Raw genomic sequence first — 21,712 nt, 5'->3', positions numbered from 1 at the left:
GGGGGAATGATGAGCAAGCTTCGACTGATTGCCGGGCTTTATACCGTGGCGCTGCTGTTTGCCGCGGCGCTGAATTACATTCCCGGCCTGACGGACGCCGAGGGCAGGGCCTTCGGCATCTTCGCGCTCGATATTTATGACGACAGCCTGCATCTGGCTTCGGCGCTCTGGGCTGCGATCGCTGCCTATCTCTCGGTGCGAGCCTCGCGCTTCTTCCTCTTCTATTTCGGCCTGCTCTATTTCACCGATGGCCTGCTCGGCCTGATCACCGGCTCCGGCTATCTTGATCTCGGCATCGTCAATTACGGCATCCAGGACCTGCCGTTCGGCTTCAAGATCCTCGCAAACCTGCCGCATCTCTTCCTTGGCGGCGCAGCGATCGCATCGAGCTACATCTTCCGCAGCGAGGCGCGCTGATGCGCCGGGCTTTCAAGATCCTCGCATTGTTCGTCGCCGCCGTCGTCGTGGTTGTGCTCCTCCTTCTGAGTCCTGCCGCCTATGTGGAGACCTTCTGCCATGCCGATCCGCAGGCAGATAGCTACAGCCCACTGATCCGCGATCCCGCCATGCGCCGCGAGGAGGCCAATACATTCCTGACCTATCCCGAGTGGCACATCGTCTATGCCTATGACGGTCTGGCCGAGGTCCTGAAGACGGGCGATGAATACCGCTTCGATTATCTCGCCAGCGTCAAGGATTTCTGGAAGGCCGATTGTGCACTGACGGCGATCGCCGACCGCCACGGCGGCGCCGACACGCAGACGCGCATGATGGTCGCGACGATCGGCGTCAGTTTCACCCTCGAAATGGGCCTGAAGGCTGCCTATGAAGAAACGCTGGGACGGCTGACCGCTTATTGGCGTGGCGATCAGAAGACGCCGCAGGATAGTGTCGCCCGCGACATGGCGATCGATTACGCCGCCTTTCTGCGCCAGACGCCCTGGTACAAATATCCCTTCCAGCCACAGATCGACAAGCTCTGGGCGGCATCCGTCGATGAGCCCCTGCGCGGTTGGGAACGCCGCCTGGCGCTCGGCGGTGAATGGAAGGCGAAGATCGCCTATGCCGGAATGATCGCCGATGCGGTGGCAGCCACCGGCGAGGCCAAGCTGACGATCTTCTCCGTTGTTTCCGGTATGCCGGCCGAGGCGCTGTCGGCAATGCCCGATGTCCGCGTCGTCTCCGAAAGTGCCAATGGCATCCTTATCGAAACACCTCGCTACGACCGCTTCACCCATATTCTCTCCGACATCGCCAAGGCGGGCGGAAATGTCCGGGAGATTGCCGGAAATGACCAGATCATGGTGTCGCTGACTGCACCGGCGAGCGATCAGGCGCCACCGCCCGGTGAGCTGATCGCCCGTTTCCCGCGCGCCGGCTTCGATAACGACCGGCTGCTGGTTCTGGTCAGGATCACCGATCTGGCGCAGCTGCTGCGCGATCGGCCGATTGCCGATCCCGGCATCGAGCATATATTCGACTTCTGAAAGGGAGTGCGGTGATGGCATGGACGCGGCGGATCGCAAAAACGGGTGTGACGGCTCTCGTCATCCTCTGCGCCGTCTTCATGCTGTTTGCCGGCATTTTCGCCGCAACCGGGGAGGCGCCTGCCGCCATGGTCTTCCGCCCGCCCGGCAGCCCGGCGAGCCTCCCTGATGGCGTCAAGCTGCTGCGCTGGGGATCGGTCTTTGCTGTGGTGCGCGGTGAAAGCCCCGATTACGTCCGCAAGCTCTATGCATCGGGAGCAATCCTCGTGCTGCCCTACCGCAAGAGCGGCTGCCTCGCCTATCGCCCGGCATAACGACAAAGAAAAAGCCGGCCGCGGGGAAGGCGTCCGGCTTTTTGAATTGCCCGAGCACGGAGGGGAATGCGCTCAGGGCAGGGGAACTGGCTTTAGAAAGTGATGCGCTTTTCGTTGTAAGCCTTCACCTCTTCGCTTTCACGGCGAAGAGCGGAAATCGTTGACGCCACGGACACGATGAACATTACGCTGATGAGGGCGGTCAGAACGGTCAAAATCGTGAACATGGGCAATCCTTTCCGAAGTTGCGTTCACGTTCCTCAGTACTGGCTTACGATTGCCGTGCGGGCAGCGGCGTAAGGGCCATATACCTTGGACGTATCAGGCTTCTGGTCATAGAGTGCGACAGTTGCAGTAAGCATTCCCGTAATCATTGCCATCCAGAAAACGTTAATGACGGTAATCTTATCGGGCATCTTCTTTTCCTTCTTGCGCGTATCGCATCTACGCTTCGGTGTTTAAATGCATCCGCCTGGAAATGGTTCCGTGGGATGTTGACGTGTCGTTTACTAAGCTTGGTCTGAAGCGACCTTGAATGCCTCGTTCATCTGGCGTTCAGATTCGAGGCCCGTTTTCACCGCAGCCGGCCGAGCTGGCGCATCAGTGCATAATGCTCGCTGACCTCCGGGCGCACCCAGCGTACCTCGTACTTCTCCTTGAGAAGCCCATAGGCCACTTCGCCGATAAGGGAGATGATGACGGCAAGGGCGATCAGGAGCATGAGCATCGAAGTGACTTCCGGGGAGAGCCGGATGCCGGAATGGCATCGGCTGCGTTGACGATTTTGATTATGCAGATCGCATCTGAAACGGCCTTGAACGACCCATTCATCAGCCGTTCACGCATCCGGCACCGGCATGCCAAATGACTTGCGGTAAAGGGGCATCCGTGACAAAAGGCAACGAACGAAACGGCCGGGTCCCATGACGCTTGCTTTTTATCCGGGGTCCTTCGACCCGATCACCAACGGACATATGGATGTGCTTGTTCAGGCGCTGAACGTCGCCGAAAAAGTCATCGTTGCGATCGGCATTCATCCGGGTAAGGCGCCGCTGTTTTCCTTCGAGGAGCGCGCCGATCTCATCCGCCAGTCGCTCGCCGAAATCCTGCCGCAGAAGGCTGCTGGCATCGAGGTCGTCTCCTTCGACAATCTCGTCGTCGATGCGGCGCGCAAGCATAAGGCATCGCTGCTGATCCGCGGGCTGCGCGACGGCACCGATCTCGACTATGAAATGCAGATGGCCGGCATGAACCGGCAGATGGCGCCGGATATCCAGACCATCTTTCTGCCGGCCGGAACGGCATCGCGGCCCATAACCGCCACATTGGTCCGCCAAATCGCCGCCATGGGTGGAGATGTCAGCGCCTTCGTACCGGCCGCAGTTCTTAAAGCCCTTCAATCCAAGCGCAAATCTTGAGGCGGTTTTCCGCCGCACCGGAGCTACAATGAAACTCTTTTATGTTGCCTTTGCCGCCGTGCTCTATGTCGCGTCCTTCGTTGGTGACGCCCTTGCAGCCGACACGCTCACCATCCAGCTGAAGGACGGCCCCGTCGTCATCCAGCTCGCTCCCGACGTCGCACCGAAGCACGTTGCCCAGATCGAAGCGCTCGCCAAGAAGGGCGCCTATGACAACGTCGCCTTCCACCGTGTCATCGACGGCTTCATGGCCCAGACCGGCGACGTCCAGTACGGCAATATGTCGAAGGGCTTCGACCCGAGCCTCGCAGGCACTGGCGGTTCCGACCTGCCGAACATCCCGGCCGAGTTCTCCAAGACACCTTTCGTGCGCGGCACGGTCGGCATGGCCCGCTCGCAGGATCCGGATTCGGCCAATTCACAGTTTTTCATCATGTTCGCTGACGGCTCCTTCCTCAACGGCCAGTACACGGTCGTCGGTAAGGTCGTTTCCGGCATGGAATTCGTCGACAAGATCAAGAAGGGCGAAGGCCAGAACGGCGAAGTCAGCAATCCTGACCGCATGGTCAAGGTCACCGTCGCCAAGTAACCAGAAGCAAGCAGTTCAAGAACAACGAGGAGAATAAGAATGGCCGAGATCAAGGATCCCGAAAACACCATCATCCTGGAAACCACCAAGGGCAAGGTTATCATCCAGCTTCTGCCGCAGGTGGCACCTGAGCACGTCGCCCGCATTAAGGAACTCGCCCGCGAGAATGCCTATGACGGCGTCGTCTTCCACCGCGTCATCAATGACTTCATGGCCCAGACCGGCGACGTCAAGTTCGGCAAGAAGGGCAGCGAGAGCTTCAACCCGGGCCGTGCAGGCATGGGCGGCTCCGAGAAGCCGGACCTGAAGGCAGAATTCTCTGCCACTCCGCATATTCGCGGCGTTTGCTCCATGGCCCGCTCGCAGAACCCGAACTCGGCCAACAGCCAGTTCTTCATCTGCCTTGCGGATTCTCCCTGGCTCAACAAGCAGTATTCCGTCTGGGGCCAGGTCATCGAAGGCATGGACAATGTCGACAAGATCAAGAAGGGCGAACCGGTCGTAGACCCGGATTCGATCGTCTCGATGCGGGTTGCCGCCGACGTCTGATTGTGATTTCTGACGGAACCCGCCCTTGCGTGAGAACGTGGGGCGGGTTTCGCTTTGCCTGAAAGTACCCCGATGCGCGTAGACCTTTTCGATTTCGACCTGCCGGATGAGCGGATTGCCCTGAGGCCCGCCGAGCCGCGCGACAGCGCGCGCCTGCTGGTCGTCGATGCGTCCGCCGGCGAGGTGCTGAGCGACCATATTGTTCGCGATCTCCCGAATTTTCTGAAGCCCGGCGATGCGCTGGTTTTCAACGACACCAAGGTCATTCCCGCTCAGCTCGAGGGCATCCGCCATCGCGAAGGGGCGGGCGGCCAGCAGGTTTCGGCGACACTGCACATGCGTGTCGGCGCCAACCGCTGGAAGGCCTTTGCCAAGCCCGGCAAGCGCATCAAGGAAGGCGATCGCATCGCTTTCGGCCATAGCGGCGAGAGCTGCTTTCTCGGCCAGCTCGATTGCACCGTCGTCGAGAAGGGCGATGCGGGCGAGGTGACGCTCGCATTCGATCTCTCGGGTCCGGCGCTTGACGAAGCGATCGCTTCCGTCGGCCATATCCCGCTGCCGCCCTACATCGCTGCCAAACGCCCGGAAGACGAGCGCGACCGCGCCGACTACCAGACGATCTACGCCCGCGAAGAAGGCGCTGTCGCCGCGCCGACGGCCGGCCTGCATTTCACGCCGGAGCTCTTTGCCGCTCTCGACAAGGCCGGCATCGAACGCCACTTCGTGACGCTGCATGTCGGCGCCGGAACCTTCCTGCCGGTGAAGGCCGATGATACCGACGATCACAAGATGCATCTCGAAAGCGGCTATGTCACCGAGGAGATTGCCGCCAAGCTCAACGCCGTCAGGGCGAGGGGTGGGCGCATCGTCTGCGTCGGCACCACGTCGCTGCGCCTGATCGAGAGTGCGGCGGCCGACAGCGGCGAAATCCTGCCCTGGGCCGGCGCCACCGGCATCTTCATCACGCCGGGCTACCGCTTCAAGGCGGTCGATATGCTGATGACCAATTTTCACCTGCCGCGTTCGACGCTGTTCATGCTTGTCTCCGCCTTTGCCGGTTTCGAGACCATGCACGCGGCTTACGAACACGCCATTTCGACAGGCTACCGCTTCTATTCCTACGGCGATTCGAGCCTTCTTTTCCGGAACGACAGATGACCGAGAACTTCCAGTTCACCCTCAAGAAGACCGATGGCGGCGCCCGCCTTGGCGAAATCTCCATGCCGCGCGGCACGATCCGCACGCCGGCCTTCATGCCCGTCGGTACCGTCGGCACCGTCAAGGCGATGTATCTCGACCAGGTGCGGGATACCGGCGCCGACATCATTCTCGGCAATACCTATCACCTGATGCTGCGCCCGGGCGCCGAGCGCGTCGCCCGCCTCGGCGGCCTGCACAAGCTGATCCGCTGGGAACACCCGATCCTGACGGACTCCGGTGGCTTCCAGGTCATGTCGCTTTCCGGTCTGCGCAAGCTCGACGAACAGGGCGTGACCTTCAAGTCGCATGTCGACGGCAGCCTGCATCATATGTCGCCGGAGCGCTCGATCGAGATCCAGGGCCTGCTCGGTTCCGATATCCAGATGCAGCTCGACGAATGCGTGGCGCTTCCGGCCGAGCCGCGCGAGATCGAGCGCGCCATGGAACTCTCGCTGCGCTGGGCGGAGCGCTGCAAGGTGGCCTTCGGCAATCAGCCGGGTAAGGCGATGTTCGGCATCGTCCAGGGCGGCGACCAGCCGAACCTGCGTATCCGCTCTGCCGAAGCGCTGGCCCAGCTCGACCTCAAGGGTTATGCCGTCGGTGGCCTCGCCGTCGGCGAGCCGCAGGATGTCATGCTGCGCATGCTCGACACGACGCTGCCCGTTCTTCCTACCGAAAAGCCGCGCTACCTGATGGGTGTCGGCACGCCTGATGACATGCTGAAATCGGTCGCCCGCGGCATCGACATGTTCGACTGCGTGATGCCGACCCGCTCCGGCCGTCATGGTCTCGCCTTCACCCGCCGCGGCAAGGTCAATATCCGCAATGCCCGTCATGCCGAGGACATGCGCCCGCTCGACGACCAGTCGAACTGCCCGGCGACGCGCGATTACTCCCGCGCCTACCTGCACCACCTCGTCCGCGCCAACGAGGCGCTCGGCGGCATGCTGCTCTCCTGGCATAACCTGAACTACTATCAGGAACTGATGCAGGGCATCCGCAAGGCGATCGCCGAAGACCGCTTCGCCGATTTCATGGCCGAGACGATGGACGAATGGGCGAGGGGCGATCTCGATCCCGTTTGAGATCAGATACCCTTGCTGTCGGTGTTCGGAACGATCTGGACGCCGTTGATCTTGTATTGCCCGTCAGGCTGGCGCGCCATCTGGTAGATGGCCGTCCAGTCCTTGCCGTCGCGGCCAGAAATCAGCACTTCCTGATAGATCATCGCGCCGTCATCGACCGACTTGCTGCGGCCGAAGGCGTAATTGCCGGGATGATAGACCGGCTCATAGCTCTTCTTCACCATCGCGAAGAACACGTTCTTGTCCGGAAACAGCGCCTTGATGCCAGGCGCGGCATAGGAATAGGCCGTATCCGGATCATCCTTCAGGAAGGCACTGATCTGCCGCTCGATAACCTGCTGCGTCGTTTCCAACGGGTCTTCCGCTCGAGCCGGCAGAGAAGCGGCGATGAATGCGGCACACAGGACGAGAATTGCGGATAGAGCACGCATGCGGGAGCCTCCAGCCATATAGACAGGAGTGTAGGGCATCTGCGGGGATTTGAAAGTGGCGGGCTCAGAGCCCGCCATCGCGTTTAATGCCAGCGGCGGAAGAGGGCGCTCGCATTGACGCCGCCAAAGCCGAAGCCGTTGCTGATCGCGTATTCCATCTCGACCTTGCGCGCCGTCTTGCCGACGATATCGAGGCCTTCTGCCACCGGATCGGCTTCCTCGAGATTGCGCGTCGGCGGGACGATCTGATCGCGCAGCGCCAGGATCGTGAAGATCGCCTCCAGCCCGCCTGCCGCACCCAGCAGATGGCCGGTCGCCGATTTCGTCGAGCTGATGGCGATCTCGCCATTGCGGCCGAAAACCGTCGCGATCGCCGCCATCTCGCCGCGGTCGCCGACCGGGGTGGAGGTCGCGTGAGCGTTGAGATGCTTGATCTCGGAGGGAGCGATCTTCGCCTGACGGATGGCGGCTTCCATCGCCCGTCGCGCGCCGTCGCCATCCTCGGGTCCGGCCGTCATATGATAGGCGTCGGCCGCCGTGCCATAGCCGACGAGTTCGGCAAGCGGTGTCGCACCACGCGCCAGCGCATGCTCGAGCGTCTCGATCACGAGAATGCCCGCACCTTCGCCCATGACGAAACCGTCACGCTGGGTGTCGAACGGCCGCGAAGCGAGCTCCGGTGTCTCGTTGAACCCCGTCGACAGCGCCCGAGCGGCCGCAAAGCCGCCGAGGCTGACGCGATCGATACAGGCTTCCGCACCGCCGCAGATTGCTACATCGGCCTCGCCGGAGCGGATCAGCCGCGCCGCGTCGCCGATTGCCTGGACGCTGGCGGCACAGGCCGTGACCGGCGCACCGAGCGGCCCCTTGAAGCCGTATTTGATGCTGACCTGGCCGGCTGCCAGATTGACGAGGAAGGAGGGGACGATAAAGGGCGACAGACGCCGCGGCCCGCGCGTCTCGACCGTCCGCACAGCATCGGTGATCGCGGGAAAGCCGCCGACGCCCGAGGCGATGATCGTTGCCGTGCGCTCCCGCGAGGCGGTATCCTCCGGCATCCATCCAGCCTGGCGGACGGCCTCATCGGCCGCCGCCATCGCGAAATGGATGAAGCGGTCCATCTTCTTCTGGTCTTTCGGCACGATGTAGCGGTCGGGATCGAATCCGCCTTCGGCATCCTCGGCAATGTCAGGCACGACTCCGCCGACCTTGGCCGGCAGATCGCCGACGACATCCTCTCCCAGCACGCGCAGCCCCGAGCCGCCCGCAAGCAGGCGCTTCCAGGCAGTCTCGACGCCCGTTCCAAGCGGCGAGACGAGCCCCATGCCGGTAACGACGATCCGATCCATATTCTTGTCCTTTCTAGGCATCAAAACCCAGATACCAGGCCTTCATCCGCGCAATGCGCTCATGCGCCGCCTCATCGGCCGCAGGGCCGGGCAGCAGGCAGGTATTCCGGGGGGTGAGTTCTTCGCCGTTCCTGGCATCGACCAGCTTGGCATCAAGCTTTTCGCCGGACGCATTGCCGAGAAGATAGGCGAGATCTTCCTGCGGAGCGTGGCGTCCGCCCCATGTCGACAGCGCCATCAGCACCGGGAAGAAATCCTGTCCCTTCGCGGTCAGCACATATTCGTAGCGGGCAGGGCGCTCGCTATAGAGCCGCTTCTCGAAAATGCCCTCCTCGACCAGGTGGGCGAGGCGCCGCGTCAGGATGTTCGGCGCGATCCCGAGGCTCTTCTGGAAATCGTCGAAGCGCGTCAGGCCCTGAAAGGCGTCGCGCAGGATCATGATGCTCCAGGAATCGCCGACGCTGTTCAGCGCGCGGGCGGCAGGGCATGGAAAGATGGCAAAGCTGGTCCGTTGCATGAAGCAAGTCACTATCGCAGTCACTTGCTTTTAGCAAGTCACTCTTCAGCGCGCGTCGGAACTGAAGATCCGGGCGAGAATGACGCCCATCACCAGCATGCCCGCAGCAACGAAGATCGTATCTCCGGGCGTGCCGATATAGAGCGGCCCGATATTGGCGAAGAGCAGAAAGGCGATCAGGAAATTCAGCCAGCCCCAGATGACGTTGACCTCGGGCGAGCTCAGCTTGCTGCCGCTCATCCTTACGAAAGGCGTCCTGAAAGCGCGCCCGCTGACGCCGTTGACGAAATGCGGAATGCCGTTGGTCAGAAACGCGGCGGCGATGAAATGAACGATATAGGCAATCCAGGGCAAGGGAACCTCCAGCTGAGACAGGATCCCCTGTGAGATTGGCATCATCGGCGGGAAGGCAAGGGCAGGCGCTGCCCTCCAGCACAGTTCGGCCTCCCGAAATTTGCTCCCATTATCAGCAGATTAGCATATAATCGTTTATATCCTGGACGAAGGCCCGTACGAGGATTGACCTTCCGGCCCGATTGCAATTTCTATGCGCGCGAGGTGGAGTGACGGGTGGATAATGCGAGTTTTCTCTGACATCGGCGAACTGCGCGCGGCGCTCGAAGCCTTACGCCGGCAATCGCGCACCATCGGCCTGGTTCCGACCATGGGCTATCTGCATGCCGGCCATATGGAGCTGGTATCGCGGGCGAGGGTGGAGAACGACATCGTTGTCGCTTCGATCTTCGTCAATCCGCTGCAGTTCGGTGCCAACGAAGACCTCAGCAAATATCCCCGCGATCTCGACCGCGACACGGCCATGCTCCGCCAGGGCGGCGTCAACATCCTGTTCGCGCCCGGTGTCACCGACATGTATCCGAAGCCGATGCTGACGGTTGTCGATGTGCCGGAGATCGGCCGCGAGCTCGAAGGAGCGGTGAGGCCCGGGCATTTCGCCGGCGTCGCCACCGTCGTCTGCAAGCTCTTCAACATCGTCCAGCCGCAGCGCGCCTATTTCGGCGAAAAGGACTATCAGCAGGTCGTCGTCATCAGGCGCATGGTCGACGATCTCGCGCTGCCGGTGCGCATCGTACCCGTGCCGACAGTGCGTGATCACGACGGCCTCGCGCTGTCGTCGCGCAATGTCTATCTGAGCGCCGGCGAGCGCAAGGCAGCAGTCATCGTGCCGCAGACGCTCGCCGAGGCTGAGCGGCTGGTCGCCGCCGGCCTGACCGATCCCGCCGAGCTCGAACATCTGCTGAAAGCATTCCTTGGCCGGGAGCCGCTCGCCAATCCCGAAGTCGTCGCCGTGCGCGACGCGGAGACGCTGAAGCCGGTCGAGGTCATCAGCGATCCCGTTGTCGTCGCGCTCTTCGTCAGGATCGGCACGACGCGGCTGCTGGATAACAGGGTTATCGGCGGGCAGGGCGTGGCAAGGATAGGAGCGGTGCGATGAGTGCATCCGGAACAAGCAAGCGCCTGACCCCATCCCGCATCACCGCGATGAAGGGCGGCACGCCGATCGTCTGCCTGACAGCCTATACGACGCCGATGGCGCGTCTCCTCGATGCCCATTGCGATCTTCTCCTCGTCGGAGATTCGCTCGGCATGGTGCTTTACGGCATGGAGACCACGACGGCCGTGACGCTCGACATGATGGTCGCCCATGGCAAGGCGGTGATGCGCGGCGTCGAGAAGGCCTGCGTCGTCGTCGACATGCCGTTCGGCACCTACCAGGAATCAAAGGAAGTGGCCTTCCGCAACGCCGTCCGCATCCTGCAGGAAACCGGCTGCGACGCCGTCAAGCTCGAGGGCGGCGAGGAGATGGTGGAGACGATCGCGTTCCTGACGGCTCGCGGCATCCCGGTTCTCGGCCATATCGGCCTGATGCCGCAGCTCGTCCATACCGCCGGCGGCTACCGCTCGGTCGGGCACACGGAGCACGAGACGTCGAAGATCCGCCGCGACGCCCACGCGATCGGCGGCTCCGGTGCTTTTGCCGTCGTCGTCGAAGGCACCGTCGAGCCGCTGGCCCGCGAAGTCACATCGGCGATCCATATCCCGACAATCGGCATCGGCGCATCCTCGGCCTGCGACGGCCAGATCCTCGTCTCCGACGACATGCTCGGTCTCTTCAACGATTTCACGCCACGCTTCGTCAAACGCTACGACGAACTCGGCAAACGCGCCGCGTCCGCTGCAGAGGAATATGCGAAGGATGTCCGCTCACGAGCGTTTCCGGCAGTGGAGCACACATTCAAGCGCAGGACGTGACCGCAGCCAATCAGGGAAGCGGGCGGCTTTATCAGGCCCTCGGAAACGCCTATGCAATGTGGCGGGAGAGTTGGAATGTCCGGCGGTTTGCAAGGTAGAAATGTCCGCGTGGTCATCACACGGCACAACGGTCAGCCCCGATCTGAGCGGCTGATCCCGGTTGCAAGATCAGATCGGGGCGGGTGGTAAATACACCTCTTCGGCTTTAGCTTTGACACGCCTCACTCCGCAGCCTGCTGTCGCGACAATGCTTTCTGGCGCCGTGCGATCACTGCCGGATCGTTCATGAAATCCTTCCGCCGGCCAGGTCCGCGAGCCCGTTTGACGTAGCCATTCTTGTCACTGCTGCTCTTCACCTTCGGCTTGTCCTGCTGCTCCTGGCGCTCCTTGATATAGGCCAGAACATCACCCAACCGCTTGTTCTCGGTGATCGCGGCATGCGTCACCCGCTGGTCCTTGTCGAACACCGTGTAGGGCAGGGAGTAGCCTTTCCACCGCACATCCAGACGACCGTCGGCATAGGCATAGGTCTCGACATAGCGCCCCACCAGCCCACGCGTCACATCGGTCTCCTCCAGCATGATCCGCTGGCGCTCGAACGAAAACGTCAGCTGCGATCCAACATAGCGCTGCTCGCGTTTGCACAGGATCTCCGTCAACCGATCTGGCGCCAGATTCAGCGGCCGATGCAGATCATCAGACCGGGCAGGGGTAACCGCAAAACGCGCATTGTAGTCCTCCATGAAGTCCGGCAAAAACGCGTTGCCGGCCTCCATGCTGTCGATGCCGCAAAGCCTGAGCTCCTTGACCAGGCGGTCCTGCAGCGTCCGGTTCATGCGTTCGACACGACCCTTGGCCTGGCTCGAATTTGCGCATAGAATCTCGATGTTTAACTCGCAAAGTGCACGCCCGAACTGGGTCATGCCCTGGCCACCTTTGGCATCCTTCTTCGCCACCCGGAACACCGAATGCTTGTCCGAATAAAAGGCAATCGGCGCGCCGTGACGGTGGAGATAGAGTTCCAGCGCCTCGAAGTAGGTGAAGGCACTTTCCGAGCGCACGAAACGCAGCTGCATCAGCCTGCCGGTCGCATCGTCGACAAACACCAGCAGCGAGCAAGGCGGCCCGCGATCCTCGAACCAGCGATGCTCCGATCCGTCGATCTGCACCAACTCGCCATAAGCCTCGCGTCGAAGCCGCGGCTGGTGAAACGTCCGGCGCTGCTTGCGCGACAGCCACAGTCCGGCCTCGGACATCCAACCGCGCACCGTCTCGCGTGACACCCGCAAGCCATCGCGCTCAGCCAACTTCTCCGTCGCCAACGTCGGGCCGAAATCCGCATAACGTTCGCGAACCAGCGTCATCGCATAGTCCCGAACGCCGTCGCTGATCCGGTTGTTCGATGGCCGGCCAATCGCCTTGTGGCGGATCGATGCCGCGCCGCCAATCCGTATCCGTTCCAGAAGTCGGCGCACCTGGCGCTCGCTCAGGTCAAGCACATGCGCCGCTGACACCGTCGTCATCCGGCCAGCGGCCACCTTCGATAAAATCTCAATCCGCTGCAGATCGCGCTCGCTCATCGCTATCAATCCCATCTGCAATCTCCCACGCATCCTTCAGACCCGGGGAGTGTGACATTCCAACTTTGCAGAAACAGGACATTCTAACTTTGTGGCTACATGCAAAGATCGCATAAGATAGATTATGGAACTAAACGATATACCCAGATTACCTGAGAACCCCGGAAAACCGGCACTCTGACGCCCTCAGCGCTCTTCCAGCTCGCTGAGTTCGATCTCGAACTGCATCTGGTCGTAAGCCGGTTCGACGTGATCCGGCGTCTCGCCCATCACTGTGTCGTAGTCCAACGGTGTATGCATATGCGTCAGGATCGCGCGTTTCGGCTGCAGTCTTGCGATCCAGTCCAGCGACTGTTCCAGCGACAGATGGCTCGGATGATATCGGTATTGAAGTGCATCGATGATCAGCACATCCAGCTTTTCAAGCCTCACTGCAGTTTCCGCCGGAAAGTCACTGATATCGCTGCAATAAGCGACATTGCCGATGCGGAAGCCGAGCGAGATGATATCGCCGTGCTGCTGCTCGTGCGGCAGAAACGAAATGGTGCCGCCGGCGCCGGATATGCGGATCGACGCGTCGAGCGTCTCGATCAGCCTGGGCTCGACAATCGGCGGATAATTGCTGCCTGGCGGCGTTTCGATGCAATAGCCGAAACCTTGGCGGATACGCTCCATCGTGAACGCATTGGCGTAGATCGGCACGCGCTGCTGGGCATTGTGATAGTAGCCACGCAGATCGTCGATGCCGTGGATATGGTCGGCATGCGGATGCGTGTAGAGCACCGCATCGATGTGACCGACCTTGGCGGCGATCATCTGCTCGCGGAAATCGGATCCGGTATCGACGACGACGGTTGTGACGCCGCCATTGCCGTCGAACTGCTGCACCATGAAGGATGCGCGCGTGCGCCGGTTCTTCGGATTGTCCGGATTGCAGGCGCCCCAGTCACCGGTGATGCGCGGCACGCCTGGCGACGACGAACAGCCGAGAATGGTGAAACGCCGCCGGTAGCCCACGCCGCTAGATCCTTGGCATCTTGGTGAACAGCCGGAAGGCGTTGTCGGTGGTGATGCGCGCCATCTCGGCGTAGCTGAGATCGAGTGTCTCGGCGAGCACCTCGGCGGTGTTCACGACGTAGGATGGCTCGTTGCGCTTGCCGCGCCAGCGCTTCGGCGCCAGATAAGGCGCGTCGGTTTCGACTAGCAGCCGGTCATGCGGGATCGTCTTGGCGATCGCCCGCAGTTCTTCCGACTTAGGGAAGGTCAGGATGCCCGAGAAGGAGATATAACCGCCAAGCTCGACGCCGGTCTTCGCAAGCTCAGGGCCGGCCGAGAAGCAATGCAGGATGAAAGGGAAGGCCCCCTTCCCTGTTTCCTCGGTCAGGATCGCCGCCATGTCCTCGTCGGCGCTGCGGCTGTGAATGACCAGCGGCAGCTGCGTTTCGCGCGCAGCCGCGATGTGACGGCGAAAGCCGGTCTGCTGGTCCGCAGGCGTCTGCGTGTCATAAAAATAGTCGAGACCGGCTTCGCCGATCGCAACGATCTTCTCATGGGCGTTCGCCAGACGGACGAGATCTTCCGTCTGGATATCAAGTTCCTCGTTGGCGCTGTTCGGATGCGTGCCGACCGAGCAGAAGACCGACGGATAGCGCTCGGTGATCGCCAGCAGCCCGTCGAGCTTCCTGACGCGCGTCGAGATCGTCACCATCTGCTTGACGCCGGACTGGTGCGCCCGAGCAACGATCTCGTCGCGCTCAGCGTCGAAATCGGCAAAGTCCAGATGGCAATGCGTATCGATCAGCATCGGCAGTCCTTAAGCCTCGGGCGCGACGTAACGCGGGAAGACCGGTGCCGGTGCCTCAAGCTGCGTGCCTGGCACCAGACGGCCGGCCTCGCCGAGCGCTGCGAAATCGCGCTTGTCCGCAGGAGCGGCAACGAGATCGAGCAGCTTCCCGGCCGATTCCGGTACGATCGGCTGAAGCAGGATGGCGATCTGGCGGACGACTTCTGCCGTAACGTAGAGCACGGTGGCCATACGGTCCGGATCGGTCTTCTTCAGCGCCCACGGCGCCTGGCCGGCGAAATAGCGGTCGGTCTCGGAGACCACGCCGATGATCGAGGCGACAGCCTTGTGGATCATCTGCTTGCCCATGTCTTCGCGGTTGGAATCCAGCAGCGCATCGGCAGCAGCCAGCATCACCTTGTCTTCATCCGTCAGCGGACCGGGTTCCGGGATCTTGCCGTCGCAATTCTTGACGATCATCGACAGCGAGCGGCTGGCAAGGTTGCCGATACCATTGGCGAGGTCAGCGTTGATGCGCTGGCCGATCGCCTCTTCGCTATAGCTGCCGTCCTGGCCGAAGGAGACTTCGCGCAGGAAGAAGTAGCGCACCTGGTCGAGACCGAAGTGATTGACGAGATTGACGGGATCGACGACGTTGCCCAGCGACTTCGACATCTTCTCGCCCTTGTTGAGCAGGAAGCCGTGGGCAAAGACGCGCTTCGGCAGCGGCAGACCCGCCGACATCAGGAAGGCCGGCCAATAGACGGCGTGGAAGCGGATGATGTCCTTGCCGATGATATGCACATCGGCCGGCCAGTATTTCGCCCGCGGTCCATTGCGGTCTTCGATATAGCCGGTCGCGGTGATGTAGTTGGTTAGCGCGTCGACCCAGACATACATGACATGCTCGGGGTCGTTCGGAACCTTGATGCCCCAGTCGAAGGTCGTGCGCGAGACCGAGAGGTCCTTCAGGCCGGACTTGACGAAGGAAATGACCTCGTTTCGGCGCTCGGACGGGCCGATGAAATCCGGGTTCTCTTCGTAGTGCTTCAGGAGCTTGTCCTGGTATTCGGACAGCTTGAAGAAGTAGCTGGCTTCCTCGACCCATTCGACCGGCGTGCCCTGGGGGCCATAGCGGACGCCGTCGGCGCGCACTTCGGTCTCGTCTTCCTGGTAATAGGCTTCGTCACGAACCGAGTACCAGCCGGCATAGGAATCCTTGTAGATGTCGCCGTTGTCGGCCATCAGGTTCCAGATGTTGCGCGAAGTCTCGTGGTGGCGCTCCTGCGTCGTGCGGATGAAGTCGTCGTTCGACGCATTCAACAGCTTCGCCATCGCCTGGAATTCACCGGAATTGCGGTCGGCAAGTTCCTGGGCCGTGATGCCCTCGTTGCGCGCCGTCTGCTGCATCTTCTGGCCGTGCTCGTCGGTACCCGTCAGGAAGAACACATCACGGCCGTCGAGGCGCTGGAAGCGCGCCATGGCGTCGGTGGCGATCAGTTCGTAGGCATGGCCGATATGCGGCTTGCCGTTCGGATAGGAAATCGCGGTGGTGATGTAGAAGGGCTTCTTGTCTGTCATGGCGGCCATCTTGTCCGGCTTACTCTATAAAAATTGTCAGCCGCTCTTAGCGCATGTCATGGCGAAGAGAAACACTAAGTTTCGAAAGCGGCAGCCTTTTGGCCGTCTGCGCGGCAAGCTGAGCTTGACTCGTTTTTGCCCGCATCCTACCCCTTTGCCATCATCAGGGGCGAGGCAGAGTAGACCGTGAAAATTGAGCTGATCGCCGCACGCGCATCGGGGAATGCCGCTTGAGCCTTCCCGAAACCTTCCAGCCGCTCTATTCGCTCTCCGGCTTCTTTGTCGGCATGCTCGTCGGCATTACAGGCGTCGGCGGCGGCTCGCTGATGACGCCGCTGCTGGTGCTGCTCTTCGGCGTCCATCCGGCAACTGCCGTCGGCACCGACCTTCTCTATGCCGCGATCACCAAATCAGCGGGTACCGCGGTCCACGGCATACATGGCCGCATCAACTGGCGCATCGTCGGCTCGCTCGCCGCCGGAAGCGTCCCGGCCGCCCTGCTAATGCTCTGGCTGATGTCCGGCGTCGACCGCAAGAGCGTCGAGGTCGCCCATACGATCACCATCGCGCTTGGCTGGCTGCTGGTCATGACCGCCTTCATGCTGATTTTCCGCTCCCAAGTGCTCGCCTTTGCCAAGAGCGCCATCGGCGAGCGCTCGCCGCCGAAGCCCGCGACGATCGCCATCTTCACCGCCATCCTCGGCCTGGCGCTTGGCATTCTCGTCACGCTGACCTCGGTCGGCGCCGGTGCGCTTGGCGTCACCATTCTCCTGGTTCTGTATCCGAACCTCGATGTGCGCGAGATCGTCGGTTCCGATATCGTCCATGCAGTGCCGCTGACGCTGATCGGCGGCATGGGCTACTGGTTCATCGGCGAGATCGACTGGCTGATGCTGATTGCCTTGCTCATCGGTTCGATCCCGGGGATCATCGCAGGCAGCCTGCTGGCGCCGAAGCTGCACGAACGCACCATCCGCATCGTGCTGGCGCTGACGCTTGCCGTCGTCGCCTGGAAGCTGCTGACGGCTTGATTACGGCCCGGGTTGCTTGATATCGGCGAGAATGCCGAGGATCGTCTGCTTGCGGTCGAGATTATAGGCGCCCGACACCGTCAGCCGCTCGTTCACATCCGATTGCAGCCGCGCCATCCGCTCGGCACCGGCGATATCCCCTGCCCGCGCCGCCTGACGCGCCCGGTCCATCAGGTCTTCGCCGACATGGCTCACGAAGAACTCGAAGATCGTATCGCTTTCCTTGCCGGAGAGAGCGTCGGCCAGCCGGTGCATCGCGCGCCGCGCCGCCGGTCCCTGTGCCGAAAGCACGTCCTGATAGGCATTGATGATCTCGCCGCCACCATAATTCATCAGCTTCAGTGCCTCGCCGACGCTGCCCTTGGCGGCCGCAAGCAGCGACTCGTCGTCGGCCGCGGCGCCGAGATTGCCGAGCGCCGCCGCGAGGTCGCCTTCGCCAAGCGGCGAAAGCTTCAGCGGCAGGCATCGCGAGCGGATGGTCGGCAGCAGCTTTCCTGGCGCATGCGAGAGAACCAGGAACAGCGCCCGCTTCGGTGGCTCCTCGAGGATCTTCAGGATCGCATTGGCGGCATTCCGGTTCATGTCGTCGGCCGGATCGATGATGACGATGCGCCAGTTGCCGGTACCTGATGTCTGCGAGAAGAATTTCCCGGCGCGGCGCACCTCGTCGACGGTGATCGCCGACTTGACCTTGCCGGTCTTCTCGTCGACCGGCCGCGCCAGATGCAGGAGATTGTGCGAGGCACCCGATGAGATCTGGCGGCTGACGGGAGAATTCGGATCCGGATCGGGAATGATTTCAGGCGCGGTCCCGGGATCGGGGTGCGAAAGCACGTAATTGGCAAAGCGGAAGGCCAGCGTCGCCTTGCCGATGCCTTCCGGCCCCTCGATCAGGACCGCATGATGCCCCTTGCCGGAGCGATAGGACTGCGAGAGGAAAGCCTCCGCATCCTCGTGACCAAAGAGCTTGGGATTTTCCGCCGGCCAGATCGCCCCATCCAGCAGGCCGGGCCGGTCCTCACTCATGAACGGCTTCCGGTGTCTTTTCGGCTGCGTCAGTGCTCGTCAGCTGCGTGATGATCTCAAGGATTTCGGCAGCGATGGCGGCCTCGTCCTGCATGGCATTGACGACGTGGCAGCGTTCCGGTTCGCGGGCGGCGATATCGAGATAGGCCTCGCGGCGCTTCTCGTGCGTTTCGAGTTCTTCTTTCTCGAAGCGATCGGGACCGTCCGCATTGCGCTTCTGCACCCGGGCAAGACCGGCACTTGCTGGAATATCGAGGATGACGGTGCAATCCGGCACCACGCCGTTGACGGCGATGCGCTGCAGCGTCTCGATGAAATCGGGCTCCAGATTGCCGGTTACGCCCTGATAGACGCGCGAGGAATCCATGAAGCGGTCACAGAGCACGATCTTGCCCTGCAGCAGCGCCGGCCGGATGATTTCCTCGACGTGATCGTTACGCGCGGCGGCAAACAGGATCGCTTCCATCCGCGTGCCGAAAGCTTCGGCCGCGCCTGACAGCAGCACATGGCGAACGGCTTCCGCACCCGGCGAACCGCCGGGCTCGCGCGTCAGCAGCACCTGATGTCCGCGCTCGCGCAAAGCTTCGGCAAGGCGGCGGATCTGGGTCGATTTGCCAGCCCCCTCACCGCCTTCGAATGTAACGAACAATCCCGTACCGGACGACACGCGCACTTTCCCGTCTTCTCGCCATCCTGCGAAAGAATTGACGCAGGGCTCCTGACCTATCTAGCCGAAGACGCCGCCAAGTGAAACCTTGCACTGAGCCGGGCAAGCGCCCTTCCCCGCCAATTTCAAGTGCCGGCCCGGTCGTCAGGCGCCTTCGGGCTTGTCCCAAAGCCAGGAGAAGAACACGGATTCGCCGAGTTCGAGCAGCGCATCGACCGCCCGGCTGGTCAGCGAGCCCTCGGCCACGCCCTGCGCGGTAAAGAGCGGCACTTCGCGCAACACGCGCCCGCCGGAGGAAATCACCAGCGTCCCCGCCTCCGCATCGGCCGCAACCGGCGCTGTCAGCGGCCAGCGATAGATGATTCGCGCCGCCAGCCGATCGGGATTGCTGACCGGGATATAGACGCTGACCGGCGTCTTGGCGACGAGGTCGACACTGCCCGACTGACCGCCGTAGACGCTCGCCGACCCGACAACTTCCTTCTCGGCAAAGATCTGCCGCGTTTCGAAGGAGGTCAGCCCCCATTCGAGAATGCGCTTGGCCTCGTCTGTGCGCTCCTTGTCGGAGGCAATGCCGCCGAGCGCCAGGAACAGCCGCTTGCCGTCACGCTGCACCGAGGCAACGATCGAATAGCCCTCGCCTTCGGCAAAGCCGGTCGCAAGGCCATCTGCGCCTAGCCCGAGACCAAGCAGCGGATTGCGATTGCGCTGGAAGATCTTGTTCCACTCGAAATCGGCCTGCGCGAAATAGGGATAATAGGCCGGATAGGTCTGCTGCAGATCGGCGGCCAACGTCACCATATCCCGCGCCGTCGTCTTGCTCTTGCCGCCGTCGGGCAGGCCCGTCGAATTGCCGAAGATGCTCTTGGACATCCCAAGCGTCTGGGCACGGCGCGTCATGGCGGCGGCGAAATTCTCCTCGGTGCCGCTCATGCCTTCGGCAAGAATGATGCAGCTGTCATTGGCGCCCTGGATGGCAACGCCCTTGACCAGATCCTCGACGCGCACCCGGCTCTTCAGCGAAGCAAACATCGTTGCCGTCCGTGACGGTGCGCCGCCGGTGCGCCAGGCGAATTCGGAGACCGGATAATCGGTATCGAGGGTGATCTCGCCGCCCTTCAGCGAGGCAAAGACGATATCCATCGTCATCAGCTTGGCGAGCGAGGCCGGCGAAAACGACTGGCCCTCGTTCTTCGCGAGAAGAACCGTGCCGGTCGAAGCCTCGATCATATAGGCCTGCGCCGCCTTGGTGACGAAACCGGCAGGTGCCGGATCAGCTGCCGCTGCCGCCGAAGCGGCAGAAAGCAGGCAAACGCAATAACCGATGAGACGCTTCAGCATCGCAAGTCCCCAAGCGCGAAATTCGATTCTGGAGGTTAGTGAACCCGGTGCGCGCCTGCAATCGGCGTCTTAGCGCACCGGCTGCTTTGCCTGCTGGCGCTTGTAGGAGGCGAGGATCGATTCCTGCGTCAGGCCATCGTTGCGGACCATGACGGCGTCGAAGGCGATCGGAACGGTGACCGTTTCGGTTTCCTGATAGCCCATCGCCAGCGAGCTGCCCCCGCCATAGGGACGCTCATAAGGGATCGGTCCGATCTCCGGCAGAACCACCATCTCGCCAAAGCCCTGCGGTGCACCCATCGTGCCGAAAGCCTGCGTGGGTGCCGGCGCCGGGACCGGAGCGGCATTATAGCGGGCGCTCGGCGTCGAACCGCCGTAAGCCGTGGCCGACATCGGAACCGGAACCTTGGAGGTCTGCGGCACGGTCAGCGTGCCCAGGCTGCGCAGCTGGTCGCTGGTGATGCGGCGATCGTTGGAAGCAACCATCACGCCGCTTGCAATCTGACCGCCCGGATCGACGGCCGGGATGCGGCTGCCCTTCGGCGTGTAGGAGGCCATCAGATAGGGCATGTCATGCCCATCCATACGCGCCTTGCCGACATACTGAACGCGAACGCGGCCGGTGCCGCTATGCTTCATGTCGAGCAGATCGGCGGTCTTGTTGGACAGGTCGATGATTCGACCCTCGTGATAAGGGCCGCGATCGTTGACGCGCACGATGATCGACGAGCCGTTCTCGACATTGGTGACGCGCGCATAGCTCGGCAGCGGGAATGTCGGATGCGCCGCCGAGATCGACAGCTGGTCATAGACTTCGCCGTTCGCCGTCAGGCGGCCATGGAAGGCCGAGCCGTACCAGGATGCGATGCCGACCTTGCTATAGGAGAAGTCTTCCTGCGGATAATACCACTTGCCCTTCACCTGGTAGGGATTGCCGACGATATAGCGGCCGCCGCCCTTAGGGATCGGTCCGCCCTCGACGACACGGGGGCTGGCTTTGACGCCATATTCTTTTTCGGAAAAGTATTCTTTGCCGTGAGCGCGCTTCTTCGGCGCCTGAGATGTTGTACCGCACGCCGTGACCGCAGCGCACATTGCCGCCAATGCCAGCCACCGCACACCCGTTGCGAAAGACGCCGCCCCGTATTCCAACTTCATCTGTCCCACGCCGCCAAAGATCGTTATGGTTAAGCAAGTGCCCTAAATCGGACCAACCCTGCCTACGCCCCTGCACCTAACGAGACTTTAATTGTGTGGCCAATGTGCCGAATTTGCGAACAATATCGCAGCGATAGCCGTAATTTTAATGGTTATGGTTTATGAAGGGTTAAATTAAAGGTGTCTCAAGCTCGCTTAATGCGAGCCGAATAACGGCCTCGCTTCTCCGGTTTTCATTTAATCAACAGTCAGATAAATCCCAGAGCAATCTCAACGAACATAAGATTTGATCGTGATTATTCCTGCGACTGACATACAGCCGGGTTCATCAGAAG

Annotated in this window: 25 protein-coding genes and 1 pseudogene; 11 read left to right on the top strand and 15 right to left on the bottom strand. The window is 61.8% G+C overall.

All coding sequences use genetic code 11. The annotated features are described in order from the left end of the window. Positions 1 to 9 precede the first annotated feature (9 nt). From F2982_RS19985 to F2982_RS19975, 3 genes are read left to right on the top strand one after another with little or no spacing between them, the layout of a single operon-like run. The gene (locus tag F2982_RS19985) at positions 10 to 417 is read left to right on the top strand and encodes a hypothetical protein (protein WP_112711953.1); all 408 of its coding nucleotides are present in this window, start codon (positions 10 to 12) and stop codon (positions 415 to 417) included. Continuing rightward, on the top strand, positions 417 to 1,487 hold the full coding sequence (locus tag F2982_RS19980; RefSeq protein ID WP_203428893.1) for a hypothetical protein: 1,071 nt from the start codon (positions 417 to 419) through the stop codon (positions 1,485 to 1,487). Before F2982_RS19985 ends, F2982_RS19980 begins: the two co-directional genes overlap by 1 nt. A 14-nt stretch (positions 1,488 to 1,501) precedes the next feature. After that, the gene (locus F2982_RS19975) at positions 1,502 to 1,801 is read left to right on the top strand and encodes a hypothetical protein (protein WP_246777487.1); all 300 of its coding nucleotides are present in this window, start codon (positions 1,502 to 1,504) and stop codon (positions 1,799 to 1,801) included. Between the two features lie 92 nt (positions 1,802 to 1,893). On the opposite strand, the gene F2982_RS32065 is transcribed toward F2982_RS19975, so the two are convergent. From F2982_RS32065 to F2982_RS19965, 3 genes and pseudogenes are all read right to left on the bottom strand, one after another. After that, positions 1,894 to 2,028: a hypothetical protein gene (locus tag F2982_RS32065; protein WP_281438207.1), complete on the bottom strand. Its 135-nt coding sequence runs from the start codon at positions 2,026 to 2,028 to the stop codon at positions 1,894 to 1,896. A gap of 33 nt (positions 2,029 to 2,061) precedes the next feature. Further along, positions 2,062 to 2,217, bottom strand: coding sequence for a hypothetical protein (locus tag F2982_RS19970; protein WP_165402599.1), 156 nt, complete (start codon positions 2,215 to 2,217; stop codon positions 2,062 to 2,064). Positions 2,218 to 2,375: 158 nt separating this feature from the next. Continuing rightward, positions 2,376 to 2,632 (bottom strand): annotated as a pseudogene (locus F2982_RS19965) (hypothetical protein). A 92-nt stretch (positions 2,633 to 2,724) separates the two neighbouring features. On the opposite strand from F2982_RS19965, the gene coaD reads away from it, so the two are divergent. The 5 genes from coaD to tgt all read left to right on the top strand — a co-directional run bounded on the left by coaD (position 2,725) and on the right by tgt (position 6,642). Beyond that, a complete protein-coding gene (gene coaD / locus F2982_RS19960) occupies positions 2,725 to 3,219 on the top strand; it encodes a pantetheine-phosphate adenylyltransferase (protein WP_112711893.1) in 495 nt (164 codons plus the stop codon). A 28-nt stretch (positions 3,220 to 3,247) separates the two neighbouring features. Then, positions 3,248 to 3,808 (top strand): peptidylprolyl isomerase, encoded by a 561-nt coding sequence (locus F2982_RS19955; RefSeq protein WP_112711895.1) that lies wholly within the window; start codon positions 3,248 to 3,250, stop codon positions 3,806 to 3,808. Between the two features lie 39 nt (positions 3,809 to 3,847). Then, on the top strand, positions 3,848 to 4,357 hold the full coding sequence (locus F2982_RS19950) for a peptidylprolyl isomerase (RefSeq protein WP_203428892.1): 510 nt from the start codon (positions 3,848 to 3,850) through the stop codon (positions 4,355 to 4,357). A gap of 72 nt (positions 4,358 to 4,429) precedes the next feature. Further along, positions 4,430 to 5,515 (top strand): tRNA preQ1(34) S-adenosylmethionine ribosyltransferase-isomerase QueA, encoded by a 1,086-nt coding sequence (gene queA, locus F2982_RS19945; protein ID WP_203428891.1) that lies wholly within the window; start codon positions 4,430 to 4,432, stop codon positions 5,513 to 5,515. Further along, on the top strand, positions 5,512 to 6,642 hold the full coding sequence (gene tgt / locus F2982_RS19940) for a tRNA guanosine(34) transglycosylase Tgt (protein ID WP_203428890.1): 1,131 nt from the start codon (positions 5,512 to 5,514) through the stop codon (positions 6,640 to 6,642). The genes queA and tgt overlap by 4 nt, the downstream gene beginning before the upstream one ends. 2 nt (positions 6,643 to 6,644) lie before the next feature. Here tgt and F2982_RS19935 read toward each other — a convergent pair whose 3' ends face one another. The 4 genes from F2982_RS19935 to F2982_RS19920 form a co-directional block, all read right to left on the bottom strand. Next, entirely contained in the window at positions 6,645 to 7,073 is a 429-nt protein-coding gene (locus tag F2982_RS19935; RefSeq protein ID WP_130278329.1) for a DUF4864 domain-containing protein, read from the bottom strand. An 83-nt stretch (positions 7,074 to 7,156) separates the two neighbouring features. Beyond that, complete coding sequence (gene fabF, locus F2982_RS19930; protein WP_203428889.1) at positions 7,157 to 8,422, bottom strand: beta-ketoacyl-ACP synthase II; 1,266 nt, start codon at positions 8,420 to 8,422, stop codon at positions 7,157 to 7,159. A gap of 13 nt (positions 8,423 to 8,435) precedes the next feature. After that, positions 8,436 to 8,939 (bottom strand): helix-turn-helix domain-containing protein, encoded by a 504-nt coding sequence (locus tag F2982_RS19925; protein WP_203428888.1) that lies wholly within the window; start codon positions 8,937 to 8,939, stop codon positions 8,436 to 8,438. 45 nt (positions 8,940 to 8,984) lie between these two features. Further along, entirely contained in the window at positions 8,985 to 9,293 is a 309-nt protein-coding gene (locus tag F2982_RS19920) for a hypothetical protein (RefSeq protein WP_112711957.1), read from the bottom strand. 223 nt (positions 9,294 to 9,516) lie between these two features. Here F2982_RS19920 and panC point away from each other — a divergent pair, with 223 nt between their 5' ends. Both panC and panB read left to right on the top strand, forming a co-directional pair. Continuing rightward, on the top strand, positions 9,517 to 10,392 hold the full coding sequence (panC, locus tag F2982_RS19915) for a pantoate--beta-alanine ligase (RefSeq protein WP_203428887.1): 876 nt from the start codon (positions 9,517 to 9,519) through the stop codon (positions 10,390 to 10,392). Then, complete coding sequence (panB, locus tag F2982_RS19910; protein ID WP_203428886.1) at positions 10,389 to 11,210, top strand: 3-methyl-2-oxobutanoate hydroxymethyltransferase; 822 nt, start codon at positions 10,389 to 10,391, stop codon at positions 11,208 to 11,210. The genes panC and panB overlap by 4 nt, the downstream gene beginning before the upstream one ends. A 221-nt stretch (positions 11,211 to 11,431) precedes the next feature. Here panB and F2982_RS19905 read toward each other — a convergent pair whose 3' ends face one another. The 4 genes from F2982_RS19905 to metG form a co-directional block, all read right to left on the bottom strand. Then, on the bottom strand, positions 11,432 to 12,805 hold the full coding sequence (locus F2982_RS19905) for an ISNCY family transposase (RefSeq protein WP_203428885.1): 1,374 nt from the start codon (positions 12,803 to 12,805) through the stop codon (positions 11,432 to 11,434). Positions 12,806 to 12,976: 171 nt separating this feature from the next. Continuing rightward, on the bottom strand, positions 12,977 to 13,807 hold the full coding sequence (locus F2982_RS19900) for an MBL fold metallo-hydrolase (protein WP_203428884.1): 831 nt from the start codon (positions 13,805 to 13,807) through the stop codon (positions 12,977 to 12,979). 4 nt (positions 13,808 to 13,811) lie between these two features. Beyond that, positions 13,812 to 14,594, bottom strand: a complete 783-nt coding sequence (locus tag F2982_RS19895) for a TatD family hydrolase (protein ID WP_203428883.1) — start codon at positions 14,592 to 14,594, stop codon at positions 13,812 to 13,814. 9 nt (positions 14,595 to 14,603) lie between these two features. Beyond that, positions 14,604 to 16,154 (bottom strand): methionine--tRNA ligase, encoded by a 1,551-nt coding sequence (metG, locus tag F2982_RS19890; protein WP_203428882.1) that lies wholly within the window; start codon positions 16,152 to 16,154, stop codon positions 14,604 to 14,606. A gap of 287 nt (positions 16,155 to 16,441) precedes the next feature. Here metG and F2982_RS19885 point away from each other — a divergent pair, with 287 nt between their 5' ends. Further along, on the top strand, positions 16,442 to 17,185 hold the full coding sequence (locus tag F2982_RS19885) for a sulfite exporter TauE/SafE family protein (RefSeq protein ID WP_246777572.1): 744 nt from the start codon (positions 16,442 to 16,444) through the stop codon (positions 17,183 to 17,185). On the opposite strand, the gene F2982_RS19880 is transcribed toward F2982_RS19885, so the two are convergent. The 4 genes from F2982_RS19880 to F2982_RS19865 form a co-directional block, all read right to left on the bottom strand. Further along, a complete protein-coding gene (locus F2982_RS19880; RefSeq protein WP_203428880.1) occupies positions 17,186 to 18,211 on the bottom strand; it encodes a DNA polymerase III subunit delta' in 1,026 nt (341 codons plus the stop codon). After that, entirely contained in the window at positions 18,204 to 18,878 is a 675-nt protein-coding gene (tmk, locus tag F2982_RS19875) for a dTMP kinase (protein WP_199629644.1), read from the bottom strand. The genes F2982_RS19880 and tmk overlap by 8 nt, the downstream gene beginning before the upstream one ends. Positions 18,879 to 19,022: 144 nt before the next feature. Continuing rightward, positions 19,023 to 20,219, bottom strand: a complete 1,197-nt coding sequence (locus F2982_RS19870) for a D-alanyl-D-alanine carboxypeptidase family protein (protein WP_203428879.1) — start codon at positions 20,217 to 20,219, stop codon at positions 19,023 to 19,025. 69 nt (positions 20,220 to 20,288) lie between these two features. Beyond that, a complete protein-coding gene (locus F2982_RS19865) occupies positions 20,289 to 21,377 on the bottom strand; it encodes a septal ring lytic transglycosylase RlpA family protein (protein WP_203428878.1) in 1,089 nt (362 codons plus the stop codon). Positions 21,378 to 21,712 lie beyond the last annotated feature (335 nt).

The organism is Rhizobium sp. BG4, assembly GCF_016864575.1.
Taxonomy (GTDB): Bacteria; Pseudomonadota; Alphaproteobacteria; order Rhizobiales; family Rhizobiaceae; genus Rhizobium.
This window is presented reverse-complemented; position numbering and strand designations above follow the sequence as displayed.